Source organism: Nocardioides soli (assembly GCF_014191495.1).
Classification (GTDB): domain Bacteria; phylum Actinomycetota; class Actinomycetes; order Propionibacteriales; family Nocardioidaceae; genus Nocardioides; species Nocardioides soli.
The window spans coordinates 676,681-700,814 of sequence record NZ_JACHWR010000003.1; the positions used below are offsets into that span (position 1 = coordinate 676,681).

Annotated in this window: 21 protein-coding genes; 11 read left to right on the forward strand and 10 right to left on the reverse strand. The window is 71.9% G+C overall.

From position 1 onward, the window contains the following. Positions 1 to 109 precede the first annotated feature (109 nt). Entirely contained in the window at positions 110 to 3,160 is a 3,051-nt protein-coding gene (gene uvrA / locus FHU40_RS21970) for an excinuclease ABC subunit UvrA (RefSeq protein WP_183594518.1), read from the forward strand. Positions 3,161 to 3,211: 51 nt separating this feature from the next. On the opposite strand, the gene FHU40_RS21975 is transcribed toward uvrA, so the two are convergent. Next, the gene (locus FHU40_RS21975; protein ID WP_183594520.1) at positions 3,212 to 3,799 is read right to left on the reverse strand and encodes a sulfotransferase family protein; all 588 of its coding nucleotides are present in this window, start codon (positions 3,797 to 3,799) and stop codon (positions 3,212 to 3,214) included. A gap of 134 nt (positions 3,800 to 3,933) precedes the next feature. On the opposite strand from FHU40_RS21975, the gene FHU40_RS21980 reads away from it, so the two are divergent. Beyond that, the gene (locus FHU40_RS21980; RefSeq protein WP_183594522.1) at positions 3,934 to 4,344 is read left to right on the forward strand and encodes a Rieske 2Fe-2S domain-containing protein; all 411 of its coding nucleotides are present in this window, start codon (positions 3,934 to 3,936) and stop codon (positions 4,342 to 4,344) included. Positions 4,345 to 4,684: 340 nt separating this feature from the next. Here the strand turns inward: FHU40_RS21980 and FHU40_RS21985 are convergent, their stop codons facing one another. After that, positions 4,685 to 5,983 (reverse strand): tetratricopeptide repeat protein, encoded by a 1,299-nt coding sequence (locus tag FHU40_RS21985; protein ID WP_183594524.1) that lies wholly within the window; start codon positions 5,981 to 5,983, stop codon positions 4,685 to 4,687. A 173-nt stretch (positions 5,984 to 6,156) separates the two neighbouring features. On the opposite strand from FHU40_RS21985, the gene uvrC reads away from it, so the two are divergent. The 9 genes from uvrC (at position 6,157) to FHU40_RS22030 (ending at position 15,094) form a co-directional block, all read left to right on the forward strand. Further along, entirely contained in the window at positions 6,157 to 8,199 is a 2,043-nt protein-coding gene (gene uvrC / locus FHU40_RS21990) for an excinuclease ABC subunit UvrC (protein ID WP_183594526.1), read from the forward strand. A gap of 3 nt (positions 8,200 to 8,202) precedes the next feature. Beyond that, complete coding sequence (gene rapZ, locus FHU40_RS21995; RefSeq protein WP_183594528.1) at positions 8,203 to 9,129, forward strand: RNase adapter RapZ; 927 nt, start codon at positions 8,203 to 8,205, stop codon at positions 9,127 to 9,129. 8 nt (positions 9,130 to 9,137) lie between these two features. After that, positions 9,138 to 10,115, forward strand: a complete 978-nt coding sequence (locus FHU40_RS22000; RefSeq protein ID WP_343057982.1) for a gluconeogenesis factor YvcK family protein — start codon at positions 9,138 to 9,140, stop codon at positions 10,113 to 10,115. Positions 10,116 to 10,153: 38 nt separating this feature from the next. Next, positions 10,154 to 11,140 carry a DNA-binding protein WhiA gene (whiA, locus tag FHU40_RS22005; RefSeq protein WP_183594530.1) on the forward strand — a complete coding sequence of 329 codons (987 nt, stop codon included), beginning with the start codon at positions 10,154 to 10,156 and terminating at the stop codon, positions 11,138 to 11,140. Between the two features lie 271 nt (positions 11,141 to 11,411). After that, on the forward strand, positions 11,412 to 12,410 hold the full coding sequence (gene gap / locus FHU40_RS22010) for a type I glyceraldehyde-3-phosphate dehydrogenase (protein ID WP_183594532.1): 999 nt from the start codon (positions 11,412 to 11,414) through the stop codon (positions 12,408 to 12,410). A gap of 2 nt (positions 12,411 to 12,412) precedes the next feature. After that, positions 12,413 to 13,612 (forward strand): phosphoglycerate kinase, encoded by a 1,200-nt coding sequence (locus FHU40_RS22015; RefSeq protein ID WP_183594533.1) that lies wholly within the window; start codon positions 12,413 to 12,415, stop codon positions 13,610 to 13,612. Between the two features lie 4 nt (positions 13,613 to 13,616). Beyond that, a complete protein-coding gene (gene tpiA / locus FHU40_RS22020) occupies positions 13,617 to 14,426 on the forward strand; it encodes a triose-phosphate isomerase (RefSeq protein ID WP_183594534.1) in 810 nt (269 codons plus the stop codon). 31 nt (positions 14,427 to 14,457) lie between these two features. Beyond that, positions 14,458 to 14,688, forward strand: a complete 231-nt coding sequence (gene secG, locus FHU40_RS22025; RefSeq protein WP_215524240.1) for a preprotein translocase subunit SecG — start codon at positions 14,458 to 14,460, stop codon at positions 14,686 to 14,688. A 46-nt stretch (positions 14,689 to 14,734) separates the two neighbouring features. Continuing rightward, positions 14,735 to 15,094 carry an RNA polymerase-binding protein RbpA gene (locus tag FHU40_RS22030; protein WP_183594536.1) on the forward strand — a complete coding sequence of 120 codons (360 nt, stop codon included), beginning with the start codon at positions 14,735 to 14,737 and terminating at the stop codon, positions 15,092 to 15,094. Positions 15,095 to 15,375: 281 nt separating this feature from the next. On the opposite strand, the gene FHU40_RS22035 is transcribed toward FHU40_RS22030, so the two are convergent. From FHU40_RS22035 to tal, 8 genes are all read right to left on the reverse strand, one after another. Next, positions 15,376 to 16,311, reverse strand: coding sequence for a calcium/sodium antiporter (locus FHU40_RS22035; RefSeq protein ID WP_183594538.1), 936 nt, complete (start codon positions 16,309 to 16,311; stop codon positions 15,376 to 15,378). Positions 16,312 to 16,472: 161 nt separating this feature from the next. After that, on the reverse strand, positions 16,473 to 17,414 hold the full coding sequence (locus tag FHU40_RS29135; RefSeq protein WP_221200100.1) for a methyl-accepting chemotaxis protein: 942 nt from the start codon (positions 17,412 to 17,414) through the stop codon (positions 16,473 to 16,475). Beyond that, positions 17,411 to 17,953: a PAS domain-containing protein gene (locus tag FHU40_RS22045; RefSeq protein WP_183594540.1), complete on the reverse strand. Its 543-nt coding sequence runs from the start codon at positions 17,951 to 17,953 to the stop codon at positions 17,411 to 17,413. Before FHU40_RS22045 ends, FHU40_RS29135 begins: the two co-directional genes overlap by 4 nt. 60 nt (positions 17,954 to 18,013) lie before the next feature. Continuing rightward, positions 18,014 to 18,733, reverse strand: a complete 720-nt coding sequence (gene pgl, locus FHU40_RS22050) for a 6-phosphogluconolactonase (RefSeq protein ID WP_183594542.1) — start codon at positions 18,731 to 18,733, stop codon at positions 18,014 to 18,016. Continuing rightward, positions 18,730 to 19,641 (reverse strand): glucose-6-phosphate dehydrogenase assembly protein OpcA, encoded by a 912-nt coding sequence (locus FHU40_RS22055; protein WP_183594544.1) that lies wholly within the window; start codon positions 19,639 to 19,641, stop codon positions 18,730 to 18,732. The genes pgl and FHU40_RS22055 overlap by 4 nt, the downstream gene beginning before the upstream one ends. A 145-nt stretch (positions 19,642 to 19,786) precedes the next feature. Continuing rightward, a complete protein-coding gene (gene zwf / locus FHU40_RS22060) occupies positions 19,787 to 21,322 on the reverse strand; it encodes a glucose-6-phosphate dehydrogenase (RefSeq protein ID WP_183594546.1) in 1,536 nt (511 codons plus the stop codon). Continuing rightward, positions 21,319 to 23,001, reverse strand: coding sequence for a glucose-6-phosphate isomerase (pgi, locus tag FHU40_RS22065; RefSeq protein WP_183594547.1), 1,683 nt, complete (start codon positions 22,999 to 23,001; stop codon positions 21,319 to 21,321). The genes zwf and pgi overlap by 4 nt, the downstream gene beginning before the upstream one ends. Then, positions 22,998 to 24,107 carry a transaldolase gene (gene tal / locus FHU40_RS22070; protein ID WP_183594549.1) on the reverse strand — a complete coding sequence of 370 codons (1,110 nt, stop codon included), beginning with the start codon at positions 24,105 to 24,107 and terminating at the stop codon, positions 22,998 to 23,000. Before tal ends, pgi begins: the two co-directional genes overlap by 4 nt. Between the last annotated feature and the right edge of the window lie 27 nt (positions 24,108 to 24,134).

The following is a 24,134-nucleotide window of genomic DNA, read 5'->3' on the forward strand; positions in this document are numbered from 1 at the left end:
GTCGGTGGTGCGTGAGATCGTGGGGAACACCGGCGTGCCGGGAGTCGTTCTGCCTTGCTGATGCCGGTTAGGATGGCGAACACCTGTTCGAAGCGAGGGGAATCAGTCAGTGGCGGACCAGCTCATCGTCCGGGGTGCGCGCGAGCACAACCTGAAGGACGTCTCGATCGACCTGCCCCGCGACTCGCTGATCGTGTTCACGGGGCTGTCCGGGTCGGGCAAGTCCTCGCTCGCGTTCGACACGATCTTCGCCGAGGGGCAGCGACGGTACGTCGAGTCGCTGTCGGCGTACGCCCGCCAGTTCCTCGGTCAGATGGACAAGCCCGACGTCGACTTCATCGAGGGCCTCTCGCCGGCGGTCTCGATCGACCAGAAGTCCACGTCCAAGAACCCCCGCTCGACCGTCGGCACCATCACCGAGGTCTACGACTACCTGCGCCTGCTCTTCGCGCGCGCGGGCCGGCCCCACTGCCCGACCTGCGGCGCGCCGATCGAGCGGCAGACCCCGCAGCAGATCGTCGACCGGGTGCTCGCGCTCGAGGAGGGCCGCCGGTTCCAGGTGCTCGCGCCGGTGATCCGCGGCCGCAAGGGGGAGTACGTCGAGCTGTTCAAGCAGCTCCAGACCCAGGGCTTCTCCCGCGCCCGGGTGAACGGCGAGACCTACCCGCTCGACGAGCCACCGAAGCTCGACAAGCAGAAGAAGCACACGATCGAGGTGGTCGTCGACCGGCTCGCGGTCAAGGAGTCGTCGAAGCGGCGGCTCACCGACTCGGTGGAGACCGCGCTCCAGCTGGCCGGCGGCCTGGTGCTCTTCGACTTCGTCGATCTCGACGCCGGGGACCCCGGTCGCGAGCTGCGGTTCAGCGAGAAGATGGCATGCCCCAACGAGCACCCGATCGACACCGACGAGCTCGAGCCCCGCTCGTTCTCGTTCAACTCGCCCTTCGGCGCCTGCCCGGCCTGCCACGGCCTCGGCACCCGGCTCGAGGTCGACCCGGAGCTGGTCGTGCCCGACCCGCAGGCGACCCTCGGTGAGGGCGCGATCCAGCCGTGGAGCCAGGCGCATGTCGCCGACTACTTCCTGCGGCTGATGGGTGCGCTCGGCGAGGAGCTGGGCTTCGACCTCAACACCCCGTGGGCCGACCTGCCGGCCACCGCGCAGAAGGCGATCATCAAGGGCCATCCCACGAAGGTGCACGTGGTCACCCGCAACCGCTACGGGCGGCAGCGGGCCTACTACGCCGAGTTCGAGGGCGTGAGCTCCTACATCGAGCGCCGCCACCACGAGGCCGAGTCCGACGTGAGCCGGGAGCGCTACGAAGGCTTCATGCGCGAGGTGCCGTGCCCGGCCTGCGGCGGCAGCCGGCTCAAGCCGGTGTCGGTGTCGGTGACCCTCGGGGCCTCGCTGCAGGACGGCGGCAAGAACATCGCCGAGGTCTGCGCGATGCCGATCAACGAGACCGCCGACTACCTGCGCGACCTCGACCTGACCGCCCGTGAGCGCCAGATCGGCGAGCGGGTGCTCAAGGAGATCCAGGAGCGCCTCAACTTCCTGCTCGACGTCGGCCTCGACTACCTCTCGCTCGACCGGCCGTCGGGCTCGCTGTCCGGTGGCGAGGCGCAGCGGATCCGGCTGGCGACCCAGATCGGCGCCGGCCTGGTCGGCGTCCTCTACGTCCTCGACGAGCCGTCGATCGGCCTCCACCAGCGCGACAACCACCGGCTGATCGAGACCCTGGTCCGGCTCAAGGACCTCGGCAACACGCTGATCGTCGTCGAGCACGACGAGGACACCATCCGGGTCGCCGACTGGGTCGTCGACATCGGCCCGGGCGCGGGGGAGCACGGCGGTCAGGTCGTGCACAGCGGCGACGTCGCCGGCCTGCTCGCCCACCCCGACTCGATGACCGGGCAGTACCTCTCCGGTCGCCGCGAGATCCCGGTGCCCGCCGTCCGGCGGCCGCGCACCACAGGTCGCGAGCTCAAGGTCCACGGCGCCCGGGAGCACAACCTCAAGAACGTCGATGTGGCGTTCCCGCTGGGGCTGTTCGTGGCCGTCACCGGCGTCTCGGGGTCGGGGAAGTCGACGCTGGTCAACGACATCCTCTACACCTCGCTGGCCAAGCAGATCTACAACGCCCGCGCCGTCCCCGGCCGGCACCAGAAGATCACCGGGCTCGAGCACGTCGACAAGGTGATCCACGTCGACCAGTCGCCGATCGGGCGTACGCCGCGGTCCAACCCGGCGACGTACACCGGCGTCTTCGACCACATCCGCAAGCTCTTCGCCTCCACCCCGGAGGCGAAGATGCGCGGCTACCTCCAGGGCCGGTTCTCGTTCAACGTCAAGGGCGGGCGCTGCGAGGCGTGCTCCGGCGACGGCACGATCAAGATCGAGATGAACTTCCTGCCCGACGTCTACGTCCCGTGCGAGGTCTGCCACGGCGCGCGCTACAACCGCGAGACGCTCGAGGTGCACTACAAGGGCAAGACCATCGCCGAGGTCCTCGACATGCCGATCGAGGAGGCGGCCGAGTTCTTCGCGGCCGTGCCCGCGATCGCCCGGCACATGAAGACGCTGGTCGAGGTGGGCCTCGGCTACGTCCGGCTCGGGCAGCCGGCGACCACGCTCTCCGGCGGAGAGGCGCAGCGGGTCAAGCTGTCCTCCGAGCTGCAGAAGCGGTCCACCGGTCGCACCGTCTACGTGCTGGACGAGCCCACCACCGGCCTGCACTTCGAGGACATCCGCAAGCTGCTGCTGGTGCTGGGCCGGCTGGTCGACCAGGGCAACACGGTGCTGGTGATCGAGCACAACCTCGACGTCATCAAGACCGCCGACTGGCTGGTCGACATGGGGCCCGAGGGCGGTTCGCGCGGCGGCACCGTGGTCGCGGAGGGCACGCCGGAGGCGGTCGCGGCCAACCCGGGCAGCTACACGGGCGAGTTCCTCCGGCCGCTGCTCGACGGCCGGGCGGCCGCGCAGCCCGCGGCGCGGACGGCGAAGAAGGCGGCCACGAAGAAGGCCACGAAGGTGGCCGCCAAGAACTCCTCGGTCACGAGCGCGCCGGCCAAGAAGGTGGCCGCCAAGAAGGCCCCGGCGAAGAAGGTCCCGGCGAAGAAGGCCGCGGCCAGGAAGGCGACCACGCGCAAGGCGGGATGATCGGCCACGGTGGTCGAGGTGCGAGCGGAGCGAGCCTCGAGACCACCGGTGTCAGTCGGCCGCCGCGTAGATCGCCAGCTCCGGGGCGAAGAGCTCCTCCAGCCGGCGGCGCAGCGCCGGGTCGAGCTCGGCCGGTCGCTCCGGCGACTGGTTGAGGCGCGGCAGCTCGAGCCTGGTCCCGACCCGCTCGCCCGCCCAGGCGAGCAGGGCGTCGATGTGGTCGTAGCGCCACAGCCGCTCCACCAGCACGGCGCCGTCGGTGCCGGCGAGCCAGGTCGACGGCCGGGTGAAGCCGCCCTCGCCGGCCAGCACGCGCTCGGCGTACTCGTCGATGGTCGTGCCGGCGGTCGACCGGGGCTGGCCCTCGAGCTCGGGACGTGAGCGGTAGCGCCACCACGAGACGACCAGGTCGACCGGGTGTCGGATCATCGCGACCGTGACGTAGGAGTCGCGCGCGAAGCCGTCCGCGGTCAGCAGGGGCGCGACCTCGTCCTCGAAGCGGAGCGGGCCCAGGTGCTTCTGGTACGGCGGGGTCCGGTACTCGAGGTGCGCGTACGGGCGCAGCGCGCGCTGCACCGAGGTGGAGCCGGTCTTCGACGCCGCGAGGTAGACGAAGCCGTGCTGGGGCGCCGCGAGCATGGCGGCAGTGTAGGTGCGCGACGGGCCGACGCCGACGCGGGGATTCTCATCGGACTCTCATCGGCCGGCCAGCCGGTGCCCATCGACCGGCGGCTAGGGTGAAGATTCAACGATCATCTGCCGAGAGGACGCCCGTGACCGACGGCATCACCCGCCGCCAGACGCTGACCGGAGCCGCCGCGCTCGGGCTCGCGGCGCCACTGCTCGCCGCGTGCGGAGGCGGTGACAGCGGGTCGGCCACCGAGCCTCCGCCCGCCGGCGAGGAGCTCGGTCCGGCGAGCGACGTCCCGGTCGGCGGCGGGAAGGTCTTCGCCGAGCAGCGGGTCGTGGTGACCCAGCCGACCGCGGGCGACTTCAAGGCGTTCTCGGCCGTCTGCACCCACCAGTCGTGCCTGGTCTCCCGGATCAGCGCCGACACGATCGACTGCATGTGTCACGGCAGCAAGTTCTCGGCCGAGGACGGCTCGGTCGTCAACGGCCCGGCCCGGACGCCGCTGAGCCCGGTGCGGATCAGCGTCAAGGACGACACCATCACCACCGCCTGACCCGGGTCGTCGGTCGCGGTGGTGGAGGTGTGCGGGCCGCCAGGCCCGAGCCGTCACGGTGGTGGAGGTGTGCGGGCCGCCAGGCCCGAGCCGTCACGGTGGTTGAGGTGTGAGGGCCGCCAGGCCCGAGCCTCGAAACCACCCCACCCAGCACACCCGACCGTGGTCCCGGCCGCCTTCACACTCACCGGGTTTCGAGGCTCAGGCGCAGAGCGCCTTCGCACCTCAACCACCGCGGGGGTCGGGGAACGGTGGTTGAGGTGTGCGGGCCGCCAGGCCCGAGCCGTCACGGTGGTTGAGGTGTGAGGGCCGCCAGGCCCGAGCCTCGAAACCACCACCCTCAGGCGGACGAGCCGAGCGGCCCGACCGAGCACGAGTCGCGCCAGCGCCGGTCGCGGGGCGACGCACGCCGGTCCAGCCGGGCGTCGAGCACGTCGCGGGCCTCGTCCAGTCGGCCGGCGCGCACCAGCGCGGCGATCCGGGCCTCCTGGACGATCTCCCGCTGCGCGTCGGAGCCACCGAGTCGCCACACCTGCGCCTGGAGCGCCCCGAGACGGTCGGCCGCGGCCGAGCAGCGCCCGTCGGCCATCGACCGGAAGGCTCGGGCCAGGGGAGCGACCACCTCGCGCTGGGTGGGGTGCTCATGGGCCGCCGCCCACCGTTCCAGGCCGAGCAGTGCCGGCCGGTCGTCGAGGGCGAGGTGCACGACGGCGGCGTGCAGGGCGAGGAACGGCGTCGTCGGTCGGTGCAGCGTGGCCTCGGACGTCACCGCGACGACCCGCCGCAGGTCGGGTACGTCGTGGGCGCCCGGAGTGAGCGCCCAGCGGAAGAGCAGGGAGCCCGAGTCCACCAGTGCGCGACACCCGGTCGCGTCCTCGGGCCGCAGCTGGGCGTCGTAGCGGCGCCGTACGGCGTCGAGGTCCCCGAGTGAGAGTTCGTGCAGTGCGGCGTGCCAGGAGAAGTGGCTGAGGCTGTCGGTGCCGGCCCCGGCGCCGGTGACCCAGCCGTCCATCCAGGCCAGTCCGGCGCGGTGGTCGCCGGTCTCGTAGTGCGCGTGCGCCCGCGCGTGGGCCGAGTGCCCGGCGCTCGGCTCGACGAGCAGCGACCGGCACGCGAGCTCCATCGCCTCGTCGAAGCGACCCTGCTCCTGGCGCACGAAGGCGAGCAGCCCGGCATACCACCAGTCGTCGCCGTACGCCGGGGCCGCCTGCTCCACGATCGCCCAAGCCTCGGCGGGCACCTCGGTCACCCCGGCGAACGCGATCGTCGGCACGGCGGTCGCGAGCAGGACGGCGTCGCCGGGATACGCCGCCAGGTGCCGGACGATCGGCCGGCCGTCGCCGCGCAGATGGGCGGCGACGGCGTGCACGTGGCTGCGCTCGCGCTCGGTCGCGCGGGGCGCGAGGGTGAGCGCGTCGGCGATCCGCGCCCCGACGTCGACGGCGGCGCACATCTCGTGGCCGAGCAGGGCGAGGGTCGCGTGCCCGAGCGCGAACGTCGGGTCGAGCGCGATGGCGGCGGCGACCGACCGCTCGGCACCCCCGCGGAGCCGGAGCAGGTCCTCGGTCCCGCGGCGGTAGACGGCGGCCGCCTCGGGGGAGCAGGTGAGCAGCTGGTCGTTCCGGTCCCGACATCGCATGAAAGTAGAGTAAAGCACTCTAATTAAAGTCAGCGGCTGTCGGGCCGTGCGTCGCGGCGCCTGGGTGATGGTTCCGGGGTTTTCGAGGCTCACAGCCTCGAGACCCGGTGAGTCCGGAGACGGTGCCGGGCTGTCGGGGCCGGGCTGTCGGTGCCGGACCGTAGGGTTGGGACGTGCCTCCAGCTCCGTCTCCGCGTTCGGTCCGAGGCCCGCTGTCGTATCGCCCGGAGCCCGGCTCGATCCCGACCCAACCGGGCGTCTACCGGTTCCGCGACCCCCGCGGCCGGGTCGTCTACGTCGGCAAGGCGAAGAACCTCCGCGCGCGGCTCTCGTCGTACTTCCAGGACGTCGGCAACCTGCATCCGCGCACCGCCACGATGGTGACGACCGCCGCGAGCGTCGAGTGGACGGTGGTGAAGACCGAGGTCGAGGCGCTCCAGTTGGAGTACTCCTGGATCAAGGAGTTCGACCCGCGGTTCAACGTGAAGTACCGCGACGACAAGTCCTACCCCTGGCTCGCCGTCACCATCGGGGAGGAGTTCCCCCGGGTGATGGTCGGCCGTGGGGCCAAGCGCAAGGGCACCCGCTACTTCGGGCCCTACAGCCACGCCTGGGCGATCCGCGAGACCGTCGACCTGCTGCTGCGGGTGTTCCCGATGCGCTCGTGCAGCAACGGCGTCTTCAAGCGCTCCAGCCAGATCGGCCGGCCCTGCCTGCTCGGCTACATCGACAAGTGCTCGGCGCCCTGCGTCGGCAACGTGACGGCCGAGCAGCACCGCGAGATCGTCGACGACTTCTGCGACTTCATGGCCGGGCAGACCACGGCGTTCGTCCGCCGCATCGAGAAGGAGATGTACGCCGCGAGCGACGCGCTCGACTTCGAGAAGGCCGCGCGCCTGCGTGACGACCTGGGCGCGCTGAACAAGGCGCTCGAGAAGCAGGCGGTCGTCCTCGGCGACGGCACCGACGCCGACGTGATCGCCCTCGCCGAGGACCCCCTCGAGGTGGCCGTGCAGATCTTCTACGTGCGCGGCGGGCGGATCCGCGGCCAGCGCGGCTGGGTCGCCGATCGGGTCGACGAGGGCGACACCGCGAAGCTCGTCGACGACTTCGTGCTGCAGCTGTACGCCGGCGCCGGGCCCGACGAGATCCCACGCGAGATCCTGGTACCGGCGCTGCCGCCCGACGTCGCGACGTACGAGGCGCTGCTGGGCGACCTGCGCGGCTCGAAGGTCGCGATCCGGGTGCCGCAGCGCGGCGACAAGCGGGCCCTCCAGGAGACCGTGGCGCAGAACGCCGCCCAGGCGCTCGCGCTCCACAAGACCAAGCGCGCCAGCGACCTGACCACCCGCAACCGGGCGCTGGAAGAGATCCAGGAGGCACTCGCGCTCGACGAGGTGCCGCTGCGCATCGAGTGCTACGACGTCTCCCACCTCCAGGGCTCCGAGATCGTCGCCTCCATGGTCGTCTTCGAGGACGGACTGCCGCGCAAGAGCGAGTACCGCCGCTTCCTGATCAAGGGCCAGGACGGCTCCGACGACGTCCGGGCCATGCACGAGGTCGTCACGCGTCGTTTCCGGCGGCTGCTCGACGAGGGTTTCGAGACGCCTTCGCTCGTCCCTCACGAAGGCTCCTCAACCACCGCCTCTGGGGCCACGGACGACCCGGCCACACCGATGCTGGTCGACCCCGAGACGGGCCGGCCCCGCAAGTTCGCCTACGCCCCGGGTCTGGTGGTGGTCGACGGCGGCGCGCCGCAGGTCGCGGCCGCCCAGCGGGCGCTCTCCGAGCTGGGGATCGTCGACATCCCCGTCTGCGGGCTGGCCAAGCGGCTGGAGGAGGTCTGGCTGCCCGGCCAGGAGGACCCGGTGATCCTGGCCCGCTCCAGCGAGGGGCTCTACCTGCTGCAGCGGATCCGCGACGAGGCGCACCGGTTCGCGATCACCCACCACCGGTCCCGTCGCTCGAAGTCGATGGTGGAGAGCCTGCTCGACGGCGTGCCGGGGCTGGGGGAGGTGCGGCGCAAGACGCTGCTCAAGCACTTCGGGTCGCTGAAGAAGCTGCGCGCCGCCACCGTCGAGGAGATCGCGATGGTGCCCGGCGTCGGCCCGCGCACCGCAACCGCGATCAAGGAGGCGGTGGCGCAGGAGACCCGCCAGACTGGCCCCACCATCGTCAGCGTCAACACGGCGACCGGCGAGATCGAGGAGGGCTGAGGCATGACGGAGGTCAGGTCCGAGGGCGGGTCCGAGGGCAGCTCCGACGGCGTCGCGGCGGAGCATGCCGACCGGCACGGCGAGCTCGTGGTGGTGACCGGGATGACCGGCGCCGGCCGGAGCACGGCGGCCAAGGAGCTCGAGGACCTCGGCTACTACGTGGTCGACAACATGCCGCCGAGCCTGCTGCGCGACGTCGTACGCCTCGTCGACGAGAGCCGTGGCGTCGCCCAGCCGGTCGCGGTCGTCGTCGACGTCCGCTCCGGCTCGTTCTTCCAGTCCCTGCAGACCAACCTCGCCCAGGGGGCGACCAGCCGGCACGCGACGCTGGTGTTCCTGGAGGCCTCCGACGACGTGCTGGTACGCCGCCAGGAGGCCGCCCGGCGCCCGCACCCGCTGCAGGGCACGGGCCGGCTCCTCGACGGCCTGCGGCGCGAACGCGAGGTGCTCGCCGAGCTGCGCAGCGACGCCGACCTGGTCATCGACACCACGGCGCTCAACGTGCACCAGCTGACCGACCGGATCGCGGAGGCGTTCGGCACCCCCGACACGATGCGATTGAAGGTCACGGTCACCAGCTTCGGCTTCAAGTACGGCATCCCGGTGGACGCCGACTTCGTGGCCGACATGCGCTTCCTGCCCAACCCGCACTGGATCCCCGAGCTGCGACCCGGCACCGGCAAGGATGCCGAGGTCGCCGAGTTCGTGATGTCGCAGCCGGGGGCCGCGGAGTTCCTCGACGGCTACCTCGCCGTGCTCGAGCGGGTCGCCGAGGGCTACCTGCGCGAGGGCAAGCGGTTCATGACGATCGCCATCGGGTGCACCGGCGGCAAGCACCGCAGCGTTGCCGTGGCCGAGGAGATCGCCCGGCGGATGTCCGAGGCCGGCTACAAGACCCGTGCCACCCACCGCGACCTGGGACGGGAGTGAGGTCCGGGGTGCCGGCATCGGCCGACCGGGCCCAGGCGGTGGTGGCCTTCGGAGGCGGGCACGGCCTGTCGGCCTCGCTCCAGGCGCTGCGGCTGCTGGTCGCCGATCTGGTGGTCGACGACCTGACGGCGGTCGTCACGGTCGCCGACAACGGCGGCTCCTCCGGGCGGCTGCGCGGTGAGTTCGGCGTCCTGCCGCCGGGCGACCTGCGGATGGCGCTGGCCGCGCTCTGCGGCGAGCACCAGTGGGGCGACACCTGGGCGCGGGTGCTCCAGCACCGGTTCGCCGGTCACGGCGAGATGAACGGGCACGTCATCGGCAACCTGCTGATCGTCGGACTCTGGGAGCAGCTCGGCGATCCGGTCGCCGCGCTCGACTGGGTGGGCAGGCTGCTCGGCACCACCGGCCGGGTGCTGCCGATGGCGCTCACGCCGCTCGACATCGCGGCCGACGTGCGCGGGCTCGACCCGGACGAGCCCGGTCGGCTGACCACCGTCCGCGGCCAGGTGCAGGTCGCCACCACCGACGGCGTGATCTCCGCGATCTCCCTCGACCCGCCGAACCCGCTGCCCTGCCCGGAGGCGATCGCCGCCGTGCATGCCGCCGACTGGCTGGTGCTCGGCCCGGGGTCGTGGTTCACCTCGGTGATCCCGCACCTGATGGTGCCCCGGCTGCGCGACGCGATCGTCGGCAGTGACGCTCGGGTGATCGTCACGCTCAACCTCGCCGAGCAGGCGGGGGAGACCCACGGCTTCGAGGCGGCCGACCACCTGGCCGTGCTCGTCGAGCACGCTCCGCAGCTCCGGGTGCACACGGTCCTGGCGGACGCCCGACAGGTCGGGTCGGGGCTGGCCGACCTCGAGCACGTGGTCCGCGCGACCGGTGCGCGACTGGTGCTCGACGACGTCGCGCTCGACGACGGCTCGCCCCGGCACGACCCGGTGAAGCTGGCGGCGGCGTACACCCGGATCCTGGGCGGAGCCTGACTCCGAGGCACGTTGACGCGCGTGGCAGGATCGGCGTTATGGCGATGACGGCACAGGTCAAGGCGGAGCTGTCGAGCACCCAGGTGACGAAGACCTGCTGCCGCAAGGCCGAGGTGGCCTCGATGCTCCGCTTCGCCGGCGGGCTGCACATCGTCAGCGGCAAGATCGTCGTCGAGGCGGAGTTCGACACGGGCGCCGCCGCGCGTCGGCTGCGCACGAACATCGCCGAGGTCTACGGCCACCAGTCCGACGTCGTGATGGTGCAGGGCAACGGCATCCGGAAGGGCAGCCGCTACATCGTGCGGGTCGTCAAGGACGGCGAGGCGCTGGCCCGCCAGACCGGTCTGCTCGACCAGCGCGGCCGGCCCGTGCGCGGGCTGCCGCCCGCGGTGGTGTCGGGTGGCGGCTGCGACGCCGTCGCGGCCTGGCGCGGCGCCTTCCTCGCGCACGGCTCGCTCACCGAGCCGGGCCGGTCGTCGTCACTGGAGGTGACCTGCCCCGGGCCCGAGGCGGCGCTCGCGCTGGTGGGGGTCTCGCGTCGGCTCGGGATCCACGCGAAGGCTCGCGAGGTGCGCGGCGTCGACCGCGTGGTGATCCGCGACGGCGACGCGATCGGGCAGTTGCTCACCCGGCTGGGCGCCCACGAGTCGCTGATGGCCTGGGAGGAGCGCCGGATGCGCCGCGAGGTGCGTGCGACGGCCAACCGGCTCGCGAACTTCGACGACGCCAACCTGCGCCGCTCGGCGCGCGCGGCGGTGGCCGCCGGCGCCCGCGTGGGCCGGGCCATGGAGATCCTCGGCGACGACGTGCCCGACCACCTGCGGATGGCCGGCGAGCTGCGCCTCGAGCACAAGCAGGCCTCGCTGGAGGAGCTCGGCCAGCTCCACGACCCGGTGCTGACCAAGGACGCGATCGCGGGCCGGATCCGCCGTCTTCTCGCGATGGCCGACAAGCGGGCCGAGGAGCTCGGCGTCCCCGACACGGAGGCCTCGCTGACGCCGGAGATGCTCGTCGAGGATGGCTGAGCAGCCGCGTGCTAGCACGCGGCGTGGGCGAAGGCAGATTGAGCGAGCCCCGCGACCGAGGAACGAGGTCGCGACGGGCGCGTCGAAATCGAGCCCTCGTCGCAGGGTGATGCTCGCCGGAGGACTCGAGGCTCGCTCCGCTCGCACCTCAACCACCGCCGGGCGGTTCGTTACCACGGCGTACGCCGGACGCGACCTGGGTCGCGCGCGCCTCAGCCGATAGGGTCGGAGCGTCCCATCGCACCAGACGACCGACAAGCAGGAGCACGCAGTGACTGTTCGAGTAGGTATCAACGGGTTCGGCCGGATCGGCCGCAACTTCTTCCGCGCCGTCCGTGCCTCCGGCCTGGACATCGAGATCGTCGCCGTCAACGACCTGACGGACAACAAGTCCCTGGCGCCCCTGCTCAAGTTCGACTCGATCCTGGGCCGCCTCGACGCCGACGTGTCGGCCACCGAGGACGAGATCAGGGTCGGCGACCAGGTCGTGAAGACCTTCGCGGAGCGCGACCCCGCCAACCTCAAGTGGGCCGACCTCGGCGTCGACGTCGTCGTCGAGTCGACCGGCTTCTTCACCGACGCCACGAAGGCCCGCGCCCACGTCGACAACGGCGGCGCCAAGAAGGTCATCATCTCCGCGCCGGCCTCCAACGAGGACGTCACCGTGGTCATGGGCGTCAACCACACGTCGTACGACCCCGCCGCCCACACCGTCATCTCCAACGCGTCGTGCACGACCAACTGCCTCGCGCCGATGGCGAAGGCGCTGCACGAGGGTCTGGGCATCAACAAGGGCCTGATGACGACGATCCACGCCTACACCGCGGACCAGAACCTCCAGGACAACATCCACAAGGACCCCCGCCGGGCCCGTGCCGCCGCGCTCAACATGGTGCCCACCTCGACCGGTGCCGCGAAGGCGATCGGTCTGGTGCTGCCCGAGCTCAAGGGCAAGCTCGACGGCTACGCCATGCGCGTGCCGGTCCCGACCGGCTCCGCGACCGACCTGTCCTTCGAGGCCGCGCGCGAGACCTCCGTCGAGGAGGTCAACGAGATCGTCAAGGCGGCGGCCGACGGCAAGATCCTCAAGTACTCCACCGACCCGCTGGTCTCGACCGACATCGTCACCGACCCGGCGTCCTGCATCTTCGACGCCCCGCTGACCAAGGTGATCGGCAACCAGGTCAAGGTGCTCGGCTGGTACGACAACGAGTGGGGCTACTCCAACCGCCTCGCCGACCTCATCGCCTACGTCGGAGAGACCCTCTGACGATGGGGGAGTACGCCGGCCTCGGAGACGTGGCTGGGATGCGCGTCCTCGTCCGCTCCGACCTGAACGTCCCGCTCGACGGAACGACGATCACCGACGACGGCCGGATCCGGGCGAGCGTGCCGACCATCCGGGAGCTGGCCGAGGCCGGCGCCCGGGTAGTCGTCACCGCCCACCTCGGCCGCCCGAAGGGCGCCCCCGAGGAGCGGTACTCGCTGCGCCCGGTCGCCGCGCGGCTCGGCGAGCTGCTCGGGCGGCCGGTGGCCTTCGCGACCGACACCGTCGGCGACAGCGCCCGCGAGACCGTCGCCGGCCTGGCCGACGGTCAGGTCGCCCTGCTGGAGAACGTCCGGTTCAACCCGGGGGAGACCAGCAAGGACGACGCCGAGCGGGGCGCGTTCGCCGATCGGCTCGCGGAGCTGGCCGACGCCTTCGTCTCCGACGGCTTCGGCGTCGTGCACCGCAAGCAGGCCTCGGTGTACGACGTGGCGCAGCGGTTGCCGCACGCGATGGGCCAGCTGGTGTCGACCGAGATCGGCGTGCTGCGCCGGCTCACCGAGGAGCCCGAGCGTCCGTACGTCGTGGTGCTCGGTGGCTCGAAGGTCTCCGACAAGCTCGGCGTGATCGACAACCTGCTCGGCAAGGCCGACCGGCTGCTGATCGGCGGCGGCATGGTGTTCACGTTCCTGCGGGCCCAGGGCCACGAGGTCGGCAAGAGCCTCCTCGAGGAGGACCAGCTCGACACCTGCCGGGCCTACCTGCAGCGGGCCCAGGAGTCCGGCGTCGAGATCCTGCTGCCCACCGACATCGTGGTCGACACCGAGTTCCCGGCGGGTGAGCGGGCCCCGGAGCCGCGCGTCGTCCCGGCCGCGGAGATCCCCGCCGACACCCTCGGCCTCGACATCGGGCCCCACTCCGCGGCGGCGTTCGCCGCGGCCCTCGCCGACGCGCGCACGGTCTTCTGGAACGGCCCCATGGGCGTCTTCGAGGTCGCCGCCTTCGCGGCCGGCACCCGGGCCGTCGCGGAGGCGCTCACGAAGATCGACGGCCTGTCCGTCGTGGGTGGCGGCGACTCCGCGGCCGCCGTCCGCACGCTCGGCTTCGACGAGGCCGCGTTCGGCCACATCTCGACCGGCGGTGGCGCCAGCCTCGAGTACCTCGAGGGCAAGGAGCTGCCCGGCATCCAGGTCCTGGAGGACTGAACCGATGGTGAACTCTGCGAAGTCCAAGGGACGCACCCCGCTGATGGCGGGGAACTGGAAGATGAACCTGAACCACCAGGAGGCGATCGTCCTGGTGCAGAAGCTCGCGGTCACGCTCTCCGACAAGAAGCACGACTTCAGCCGGGTCGAGGTCGTCGTGGTGCCGCCGTTCACCGACCTGCGGTCGGTGCAGACGCTCGTCGACGGCGACCGCCTGCAGATCCGGTACGGCGCGCAGGACGTGTCGACCCACGAGGCGGGCGCCTACACCGGCGAGATCTCGGCGGCGATGCTCGCCAAGCTCGGCTGCTCGTACGTCGTGGTCGGTCACAGCGAGCGCCGTGAGTACCACGCGGAGGGCGACGAGGTCGTCAACGCCAAGGCACACCGCGCCCTGGCGACCGGCATGACGCCGATCGTGTGCGTCGGCGAGGGCCTCGACGTCCGGCAGGCAGGGGCGCACGTCGCGCACTGCCTCGCGCAGGTGGACGGCTCGCTCGCCGGTTTCTCGGCCGAGCAGGTCGGTGGTCTGGTCGTCGCCTACGAGCCGGTCTGGGCGATCGGCACCGGCGAGGTGGCGACGCCCGAGGACGCGCAGGAGGTCTGCGCGGCGATCCGCGGGCGGATCCGCGAGGTCCACGGCGACGATGCGGCCGACGGCGTACGCATCCTCTACGGCGGCTCGGTGAAGGCGGCGAACGTGGCCGGCATCATGGCGCAGCGCGATGTCGACGGCTGCCTGGTGGGCGGTGCGAGCCTCCAGGCGGACGAGTTCGGGGGCATCTGCCGCTTCTACGACATGCCGGTCCTGTGATCGCGCCGAACCTGACGTAGGCTGTGCGACCGTGGAACTGATCTTCACCATCGTGCTCATGATCGCCAGCGGGCTGCTCATCCTGCTGGTGCTGCTTCACAAGGGCCGCGGTGGCGGACTCTCTGACATGTTCGGCGGTGGCGTCTCGAGCTCGCTGGGCGGCTCGTCGGTTGCGGAGCGCAACCTCGACCGCCTGACGGTCGGCATCGGCATCATCTGGTTCGCCTGCGTGATCGCCCTCGGGCTCTTGCTGGCGTACTGACACACAGGTTCAGAGCGGTCTCGAAGGACTCGAAGGGGAAACGTCGGTGGCTGGTGGAGGAAACGCGATTCGCGGGAGCCGGGTCGGCGCTGGTCCGATGGGCGAGGCGGAGCGCGGTGAGGCGGCTCCGCGGCAGACGGTGACGTACTTCTGCGCCCGCGAGCACCGCTCGGTGGTGCCGTTCTCGACCGAGGCGCAGGTGCCCGAGTCCTGGGACTGCCCCAAGTGCGGGCTGCCGGCCAGCCTCGACTCCGACAACCCGCCCCCGGCGCCGAAGATCGAGCCGTACAAGACCCACCTCGCCTACGTGAAGGAGCGTCGCTCCGACAAGGAGGCCGAGGACATTCTCGACGAGGCCCTCGAGCTGCTGCGCACGCGCCGCAAGGCCGGCGAGATCATTTTTTAGCGACCAGGAGCCAGGCGCAAGGTCGAGGAGCCGCGCGAGCGAGGAACGAGCTCGCGACCGGCGTCTCGAGACCAGCGGATCCAGCGGCAGGCTCGAGCCGCACGAGCGGCGCCTTGAGTTGACAGGTTCCAGCGGCAGGGTCGAGGAGCCGCGCGAGCGAGGAACGAGCTCGCGACCGGCGTCTCGAGACCAGCGGCCCAGCGGGAGGCTCGAGGAGCCACGCGACCCGCGTCTCGAGACCAGAGCACCAGGCGGCGCTGAACAGCAAGCGCCAGGGCGACTCACGCCCGGGTGGCGAGCAGCGTCGCCAGGTAGACCAGGTAGGCGCCGACGAAGAGCGCGCCCTCGATCCGGCTGAGGCCGCGTCTGGTCCAGAACACCGGCACGCACGCGAGCGTTGCGCCGACCATGAGCAGGAGGTCGCCGGCCAGGACGTCGTCGGGCACCGGGACCGCCGTGGGCGCCGCGAGCACGGTGGGGCCGAGGACGAGCGCGACGTTGAAGACGTTCGAGCCCATCAGGTTGCCGATGGCGAGCGCCCGCTCGCCGCGGACCGCCGAGACGACCGCGGTGACCAGCTCCGGCGCGGAGGTCCCGAAGGCCACGACCGTCAGTCCGATCACCGCGTCGCTGACGCCGAGGCGCTGCGCGATGTCCACCGCGCCGTCGACGAGGAGCTCGGCGCCGAGCACGATGGCCGCCAGGCCGGCGAGGAGGACGACGACCGTCACCGGCGCGCGCACGTCACGATGGCTCTTCGGTGCCGCGGCGCGCGCACCACGGGTCGAGAGCAGGATCGACGCGAGGTAGACCGCGCCGAAGGCCGTCAGCCAGAGCCCGTCCGCCGCCGACAGCGCACCGTCACGGGCCAGCACGAAGAGCAGCACCGCGGCGAGCGCTCCGGCGGGCAGGTCGTGGCGCAGCGTGCGTGCCTCGAAGCGGATGGGCGCGAGCAGGGCGGCCAGGCCGAGCACCAGGAGCGTGTTGACGAGGTTCGTGCCCACGATGTTGCCGACCGCGAGCTCTCCGGCACCGTCGCGCACGGCGCTGAGGCCGATCGCCAGCTCCGGGAGGCTGGTCCCGAGCGAGACCACGGTGAGGCCGACGACGAGCGGCGGCACGCCCAGCCGTGACGCGAGGTCGGACCCGCCGCGCACGACGCCCTCGGCGCCGACCACGAGCAGCACCAGGCCGGCCAGGAGGAGCCCGGCGCTCACCCCGCGGCCCGGTCAGCCACTGCGCTCCGACGGCCGGCGACCGCGCCGTTCGGCGCCGGCCATCGACCCGGGCACAGCCTGCTCATGACGTCCTCCTGCCGACATCGTGCCGCAGGTGGGTGGGCGCCACCACCCTCCACGTCGGTCCGGGCGCGAGACGTTCAGGCGCGCAGCTCGGCGAGCAGCCCGGCCACCTCCGCGCGGAGCAGCTCGGCCATCGCGGCCAGGCCCTGGGAGCCCCCGTCGACCCGGTCCCGCCCGTCGACCGCGACGGTGACGGCGTCGACCATCGGGCTCATGTCGGCCACGGTCGACTCGACGCTCGCCATGGCGGTGCTGCTCGCGCCCGCGACGTCCTGCATGGCCTCCACCTGGCTGGTGATCCGGCCGGTGGACTGGGCGGTCGAGTCGGCGAGCGTCTTCACCTCGGTCGCCACGACCGCGAAGCCCCGTCCGGCCTCGCCGGCGCGGGCGGCCTCGATGGTGGCGTTGAGCGCCAGCAGGCGGGTCTGCTTCGCGATCTCGGAGATCACCCGCACGACCTCGTGGATCTGCTGGGCCGCCCCGGTCGCCTCGCGTACGGCGGCGCCCGCCTGCTCGGCCTCGGCCCCGGCCCGCCGGGCGGAGTCCGCGAGGCTCGCCGAGGTGGTGCTGAGCTCCGCGGCGACCGCGGCCACCTGCTCGGCGACGGCGCCGACCGTGAGCTCGAGCCGCTCGGCCAGCTCGGTACGCCGGGCGGCCGTGGCGTCGAGGTCGGCCTGGGTGCGGGCCATCGCGGCGGTGGCCCGGTTGATGGTCTCGGCACCGGAACGGAAGACGCCGGTGGTCCCGGTGACCAGGAAGCGCCGGTAGAAGCGGCCCTCGGCCGCCGCCTGCAGTGACGCGGCGGACTCGCGCACGTAGGCGTCGGTGCGGTCGAGCAGGCCGTTGACCGCCAGCCGGAGGGCGGCGACCTCGGGCAGTTCGTCGGTGCCCGGCAGGGGGCAGACCCGGGCCTCGAGGTCGCCGTCGGCCGCAGCGGTGCAGACCCGCAGCAGCTCGTGGATCGCGGCGGCGTACGCCGCCGGGACGGCAGCGGGCGTGCGGTCGGGGCGGCGGATCATGCCGCCTCCGCCGCGTTGGTGAGCTCCCACACGTAGCGCTCGTAGGTCGTGCCCTGCTCGGCGAGGACCCGGTCGAGCCGGGCGCTGCCGGCGTTCGCGGCGTCGACCGCCCGCCGATGGTGCGCCTCCTCGGCGAGCAGCCGTTGGTACAGCGGTCGCACCCGGGCGATCGCGCCGGCGGCGGGGCGACGGCGGTTGGAGTGGTAGCCGACGATCCGGCCGTGGGCGTCTCGGGACGGCGTGACGTGGGCGAGCACCCAGTAGTGGGCGCCGTCGGCGGCGAGGTTCACGACGTATGCGAAGAGCTCCCGGTCCTGCTGGACGCTGTCCCACAGCAGCTTGAACACCGCCCGGGGCATCTCCGGGTGCCGGATCACGCTGTGCGGCTGTCCGATCACGTCGGTCTCGTCGAGGGCCGAGATGCGGCAGAAGACGTCGTTGGCGTAGGTGATCCTGCCCTTCAGGTCGGTCTTGGTCACGATGACGTCGTCTGATCGGAGCTCGCGCTCGATTCCAGACGGGTGGATTCCTGAAATCACACCCCTGTGATCGGCCGCCGGCCGGTGGACGTTACCCAAACCGCCGACGGGTCGGATTGGTCACAGCGCCGAGGCGGCCTCGCGGTCGAGGAACCAGACCGTCTCCTCGCGACCCGCTACACCGGCGGCCGGGATCTCGTGCACGTCGGCGCCCCCGAGGGCGGCGGCGACCGCGCGCGCCTTGCCGGAGCCGCTCACCAGGAACCACACCGATCGAGCGCGGTTCAGCGCCGGCAGGGTGAGGCTGATCCGCTCCGGGGGCGGCTTGGGCGAGCCGGTGACGCCGACCGCGATCGCGTCGGCGTCGAGCTGCGGGAAGCCGGGGAAGAGCGAGGCGATGTGACCGTCGGGGCCGATGCCGAGCATCACGATGTCGAACTCGCCGCTGCCGTGCCGGCGCAGCGCGTCGGCGTACGCCGCGGCGCCGGCGTCGACGTCGCTGGCGTCGGCCGTCGACGGCATCTCGTGGACCTGCGTCGCGCCCACGGCGTCGAGGAAGGCGGCGCGGGCCTGGCCGCTGTTGCGGTCAGGGGATTCGGGGGCGACGAAGCGCTCGTCACCCCACCAGACCACGACCCGGCCCCAGTCGACCTCCGAGCCGGGCGTGAGCCGCGCGATCTCGCGATGGATCTGGTCGGCGATCGTGCCGCCGGTGAGCGCGATCCGGGGGACGCCCCCGGCGTCCTGGGCGTCCGCGAGGCGACTGAGCAGCTCGCCGGCGACGGCGGTGGCCAGGGCCGGGCCGTCCTCATGCACCTCGACCAGGGGTTCAGGGGTCACCTCGAGGCCTCCATCCTCAGCAGCCGCTTCGTGGTCTCCGCGTAGACGTCATCCTCGTCGAGCCGGCGCAGCTCCTCGGCCAGCAGCTCCGGCAGCTCGCGCCGCTTGAGGGCGACGGGGCGGTCGGGGCGGTCCGGCGACGAGAACGTCGCCAGCCTGCCGTCGGGGCGCGAGATCCGGATCGGGCCCTCGCGGGTCTCGAGCACGACCTCGGTGATGCCGGGCCCGGAGGAGCTCGTGCGGGTGACGTCGACCTTGAGCCGGTCGGCCAGCCAGGCCGCCAGGAGGTCGGCACTGGGGCTGATCCGCTCCGCGGTGACCGATGCCCGGGTCACCTTGAGCGGCTGCTGGTCGAGCGCCGCGGCCAGCAGCGCCCGCCAGGGGGTGATCCGGGTCCAGGCCAGGTCGGTGTTGCCGACCGTGTAGGCCTCGCACTGGCGGTAGATCGCCTTGGTCTTGCCGCGCACGGCGGCCGCGGCGTCGGTGATGCGGCGCTGGGCCAGCCGGCCCAGCGGGTCGCCGGCGGGGTCGGCGGGTGGGTGGCTGGGCCACCACACGGCGACGGGGGAGTCGGGCAGCAGCAGCGGCAGCACCACGGACTCGGGGTGCTTGACGACCTCACCCTTGAGCCGGATCAGCGCCGTCTCGCCGGTCCAGCCCGACCCGGTGCCGACCTGGGCGCCGATCTCGGCGGCGCCGCGGGCGTCACCGAGGATGACGCCGAGCACCCGGGCCGGGTGCTCGTGCGAGGCCGCCCGGGCGGCGCGCATGGCACCCTCCGCGTCGTCCTCCGCGACGACGATGACCAGCGTCATCACCATGCCCATCGCGGGGCTGCCGGCGCGCACGCGGGCCCGCCGGAGCTCGGTCGCGATCTCGGCCGAGTTCGTGTTCGTCAGCTCGATCATCTCGGGGTCCCCTCGAAAGTGTGGAGCGGAGGGCGTCGGGGTCCCCGCGGGATCATGCGCCGGGGGAGCGTAGCGGAGGAGGCCGCGATCTCGTGGGGTGAAGCGTTGCGGGGGAGCTCCGCAGTTTCGTGGGGTGAGGTCATGCTCAGGGCCTCCTCCAGACGCGTCCGTCGCGGGCCAGCATCGCGTCGGCGGAGGCGGGTCCCCAGCCGCCCGACTCGTACGGCTCGGGCCGGCCCTTGCCCTTCTCGTCCTGCGCGGCCCAGTGGTCGAGGATGGGGTCGAGGATCTGCCACGAGAGCTCGACCTCCTCGTGCCGGGGGAAGAGCGGCGGATCGCCGAGGAGTACGTCGAGGATCAGCCGCTCGTAGGCCTCCGGGGAGGACTCGGTGAAGGCGCCGCCGTAGACGAAGTCCATGTTCACGTCGCGGATCTCCATCTGCGTGCCCGGCACCTTCGAGCCGAACCGCAGCGTGACGCCCTCGTCGGGCTGGATCCGGATCACCAGGGCGTTCTGCCCGAGCTCCTCGATCGAGGAGTCCGCGAAGGGCAGGTGCGGTGCCCGCTTGAAGACGATCGCGACCTCGGTGACGCGGCGGCCGAGCCGCTTGCCGGTGCGCAGGTAGAACGGCACGCCGGCCCAGCGCCGGGTCTCGACGTTGAGGGTCACCGCGGCGTACGTCTCGGTGGTCGAGGTGCGCTTGATGCCCTCCTCCTCGAGGAAGCCGGGCACCTTGACGCCACCGGCCCAGCCCGCGGCGTACTGACCTCGCGCGGTCGTCAGGTCGAGCCGGCGGGGGAGCGTCACGCTGGAGAGCACCTTCTGCTTCTCGATCCGCAGCGACCGGGCGTCGAACGAGGTCGGCTCCTCCATCGCGACCAGGCTGAGCAGCTGGAGCAGGTGGTTCTGGATCACGTCGCGGGCGGCGCCGATGCCGTCGTAGTAGCCGGCCCGGCCGCCGATGCCGATGTCCTCGGCCATCGTGATCTGCACGTGGTCGACGTAGTTGGAGTTCCAGATCGGCTCGAACATCTCGTTCGCGAAGCGCATCGCGAGGATGTTCTGCACGGTCTCCTTGCCGAGGTAGTGGTCGATCCGGAAGATCGAGTCGCTCGGGAAGACCTCGCCCAGGATGCCCTGGAGCTCGCGGGCCGACTCCAGGTCGTGGCCGAAGGGCTTCTCGATCACCACCCGGCGCCAGGAGCCCTCGCTTGCCCGCGCGAGGCCGTGCTCCTTGAGCTGCCCGACGACGTCACCGAAGAACCCCGGCGGGATCGCCAGGTAGAACGCGTGGTTGCCGCCGGTGCCGCGCAGCTCGTCGAGCTCCTCGATCGTGCGGCGCAGCCGGTCGAAGGCCTGGTCGTCGTCGAAGTTGCCCGGCACGAACCGGAAGCCCTCGGCGAGCTGCTGCCAGACCTCCTCGCGGAAGTCCGTGCGCGCGTGGGCCTTCACCGAGTCGTGCACGATCTGGGCGAAGTCCTGGTCGGCCCAGTCGCGCCGGGCGAACCCGGTGAGGCTGAAGCCGGGCGGCAGCAGGCCCCGGTTGGCGAGGTCGTAGATCGCCGGCATGATCTTCTTGCGCGACAGGTCGCCGGTGACCCCGAAGAGCACCATCCCGCTCGGGCCGGCGATGCGAGGGAGTCGTCGGTCACGGGGGTCGCGCAGCGGGTTGTCGCTCACGAGCGGTGCCTCCGGTAGTAGTCGATCAGCGCCCGCGTCGAGGCGTCCTGGGCGGCGGCCACCTCGACGTCACCGGCCACGGCCGGGGCGATCTGCTGAGCGAGCTGCTTGCCGAGCTCGACGCCCCACTGGTCGAAGGAGTCGATGCCCCAGACCGTGCCCTCGGTGAAGGTGATGTGCTCGTAGAGCGCGACCAGCTGGCCCAGCACCGATGGCGTCAGCGCCGGCGCCATGATCGAGGCGGTCGGGCGGTTGCCGGGGAAGACCCGGGCCGGGACGATCGCCTCCGCCGTGCCTTCGGCGCGCACCTCGTCGGCGGTCTTGCCGAAGGCCAGCGCCCGGGTCTGGGCGAAGAAGTTGGCCAGGAAGACCTCGTGCACATCGGTGCGCTGCCCGTCGTGGGCGTCGACCAGCGGGTACGCCGGGTTGGCGAACGCGATGAAGTCTGCGGGGATCAGCCGGGTGCCCTGGTGGATCAGCTGGTAGAACGCGTGCTGGCCGTTGGTGCCCGGCTCGCCCCAGAACACCTCGCCGGTGTCGGTCGTGACGGCCATGCCGTCCCAGCGCACGCTCTTGCCGTTGGACTCCATCGTGAGCTGCTGCAGGTAGGCCGGAAACCGGTGCAGCAGCTGGGAGTAGGGGAGCACGGCGTGGGTCTGCGCGCCGAGGAAGTTGGTGTACCAGACGTTGAGCAGGCCCATCAGGACCGGCACGTTCTGCGCCAGGTCGGCGGTGCGGAAGTGCTCGTCCATCGCATGGAAGCCGGCGAGGAGCTCCGCGAACCGCACCGGCCCGATCGCGATCACCAACGACGTGCCGATGGCGGAGTCGACGGAGTAGCGGCCGCCGACCCAGTCCCAGAAGCCGAACGCATTCTCGGGGTCGATCCCGAAGTCGGCGACCTTGTCGAGCGCGGTCGAGACGGCCACGAAGTGCCGCGCGACGGCGTCGGTCGGGTCGGTGTCGGGCAGGCCGTCGAGCAGCCAGGATCGGCACAAGCGGGCGTTGGTCAGCGTCTCGAGGGTCCCGAACGTCTTGCTGGCGACGATGAACAGCGTGGTCGCCGGATCGAGTCCGGCGAGGGTGGTGGCCGCGTCGGTCGGGTCGATGTTGCTGATGAACCGGCACTCGAGGCCCTCCTGGCGGTACGCCGCGAGCGCCTCGTACGCCATCACCGGACCGAGGTCGGAGCCACCGATGCCGATGTTGACGACCGTGCGGATCCGTTCGCCGGTGACGCCCGTCCACTCGCCCGACCGGACCCGGTCGGCGAACTCGTAGACCCGACGCAGCACGTCGTGCACGTCGCGCACCACGTCCTGACCGCCGACGCCGGGCCGGTCACCGGGCGCGGCGTCGGCCGGCAGCCGGAGCGCGGTGTGCAGGACGGCACGGTCCTCGGTGACGTTGATGTGCTCGCCTCGGAACATCGCGTCGCGCCGTGCCTCGAGCCCGACCTCGCCCGCCAGCGCCAGGAGCGCGGCGAGGACGACGTCGTCGACGAGCGCCTTGGAGAGGTCGACGTGGAGGTCGGCCGCGTCGAAGGTGAGCCGCCCGACCCGGTCGGGATCGTCGGCGAACCAGCGGCGCAGGTCGGGCTCGAAGCCGGACGCGATCTTCGTCAGCCGCGACCAAGCCTCCGTCGTCGTCGGATCGACCGGGTCGGCGGCCGCGTTCATACCGAGGCGGCCTTGTCCATCTGGCCCTTCACGGTCTCGACCAGCTCGTCCCAGGACTTCTTGAACTTGTCGACGCCTTCGGTCTCGAGCACCACCAGCACGTCGTCGAAGTCGATGCCGGCGGCGGCCAGCTGGTCGAAGATCGTCTGCGCCGCCCCGGCCCGCCCGGTGACCTGGTCGCCCTCGAGCGCACCGTGGTCGGCGAAGGCGTCGAGGGTCTTCTCCGGCATCGTGTTGACCGTGTCGGCGACCACGAGGTCGGTGACGTAGAGGGTGTCGGGGTAGTCGGGGTTCTTGACCCCGGTCGAGGCCCACAGCGGGCGCTGCGGGTTCGCGCCCGCCTCCGCCAGCAGCCGCCACCGGTCGGAGGCGATCACCTCCTCGAAGGCGGCGTACGCCAGCCGGGCGTTGGCGACCGCGGCCCTGCCGCGCAGCGCGAGCGCCTCGTCGGTCCCGATCTTCTCGAGCCGGGCGTCGACCTCGGTGTCGACCCGGGAGACGAAGAACGACGCCACCGATTGGATCCGGCTCAGGTCGAGACCCGCGTCGCGTGCCTGCTCGAGCCCGGTGAGGTAGGCGTCCATCACCTCGCGGTAGCGCCCGATGCCGAAGATCAGCGTGACGTTGACGCTGATGCCCTGGGCGATCGCGGCGGTGATGGCGGGCAGCCCCTCCCGGGTCGCCGGGATCTTGATGAGCGCGTTGCGCCGGTCGACCGCGGTCCAGAGCGCGCGCGCCGAGGCGATCGTGCCCTCGGTGTCGTTGGCGAGCGCCGGCTCGACCTCGATCGAGACCCGGCCGTCGGCGGCGGTGCTGTCGGCGACCGGCGCGAGGATGTCGCAGGCGTTGCGCACGTCCTCGGTGGTGAGCTCGAAGATCACCCGGTCGACCGGCTCGCCCTTGTCGACGAGCTGGGCGACCTGCTCGTCGTAGCGCTCACCGTTGGCGATCGCGGCGGCGAAGATCGTCGGGTTCGTGGTGACGCCGACGACGGACTTGTCCTTGACGAGACCGGCGAGATTGCCGGTCTCGATGCGCTCGCGGGACAGGTCGTCGAGCCAGATCGACACCCCCGCGTCCGACAGAGCCTTCAGGCGGTCATTCATCGTTTTCCTCTCTGGATCGCAGACGAT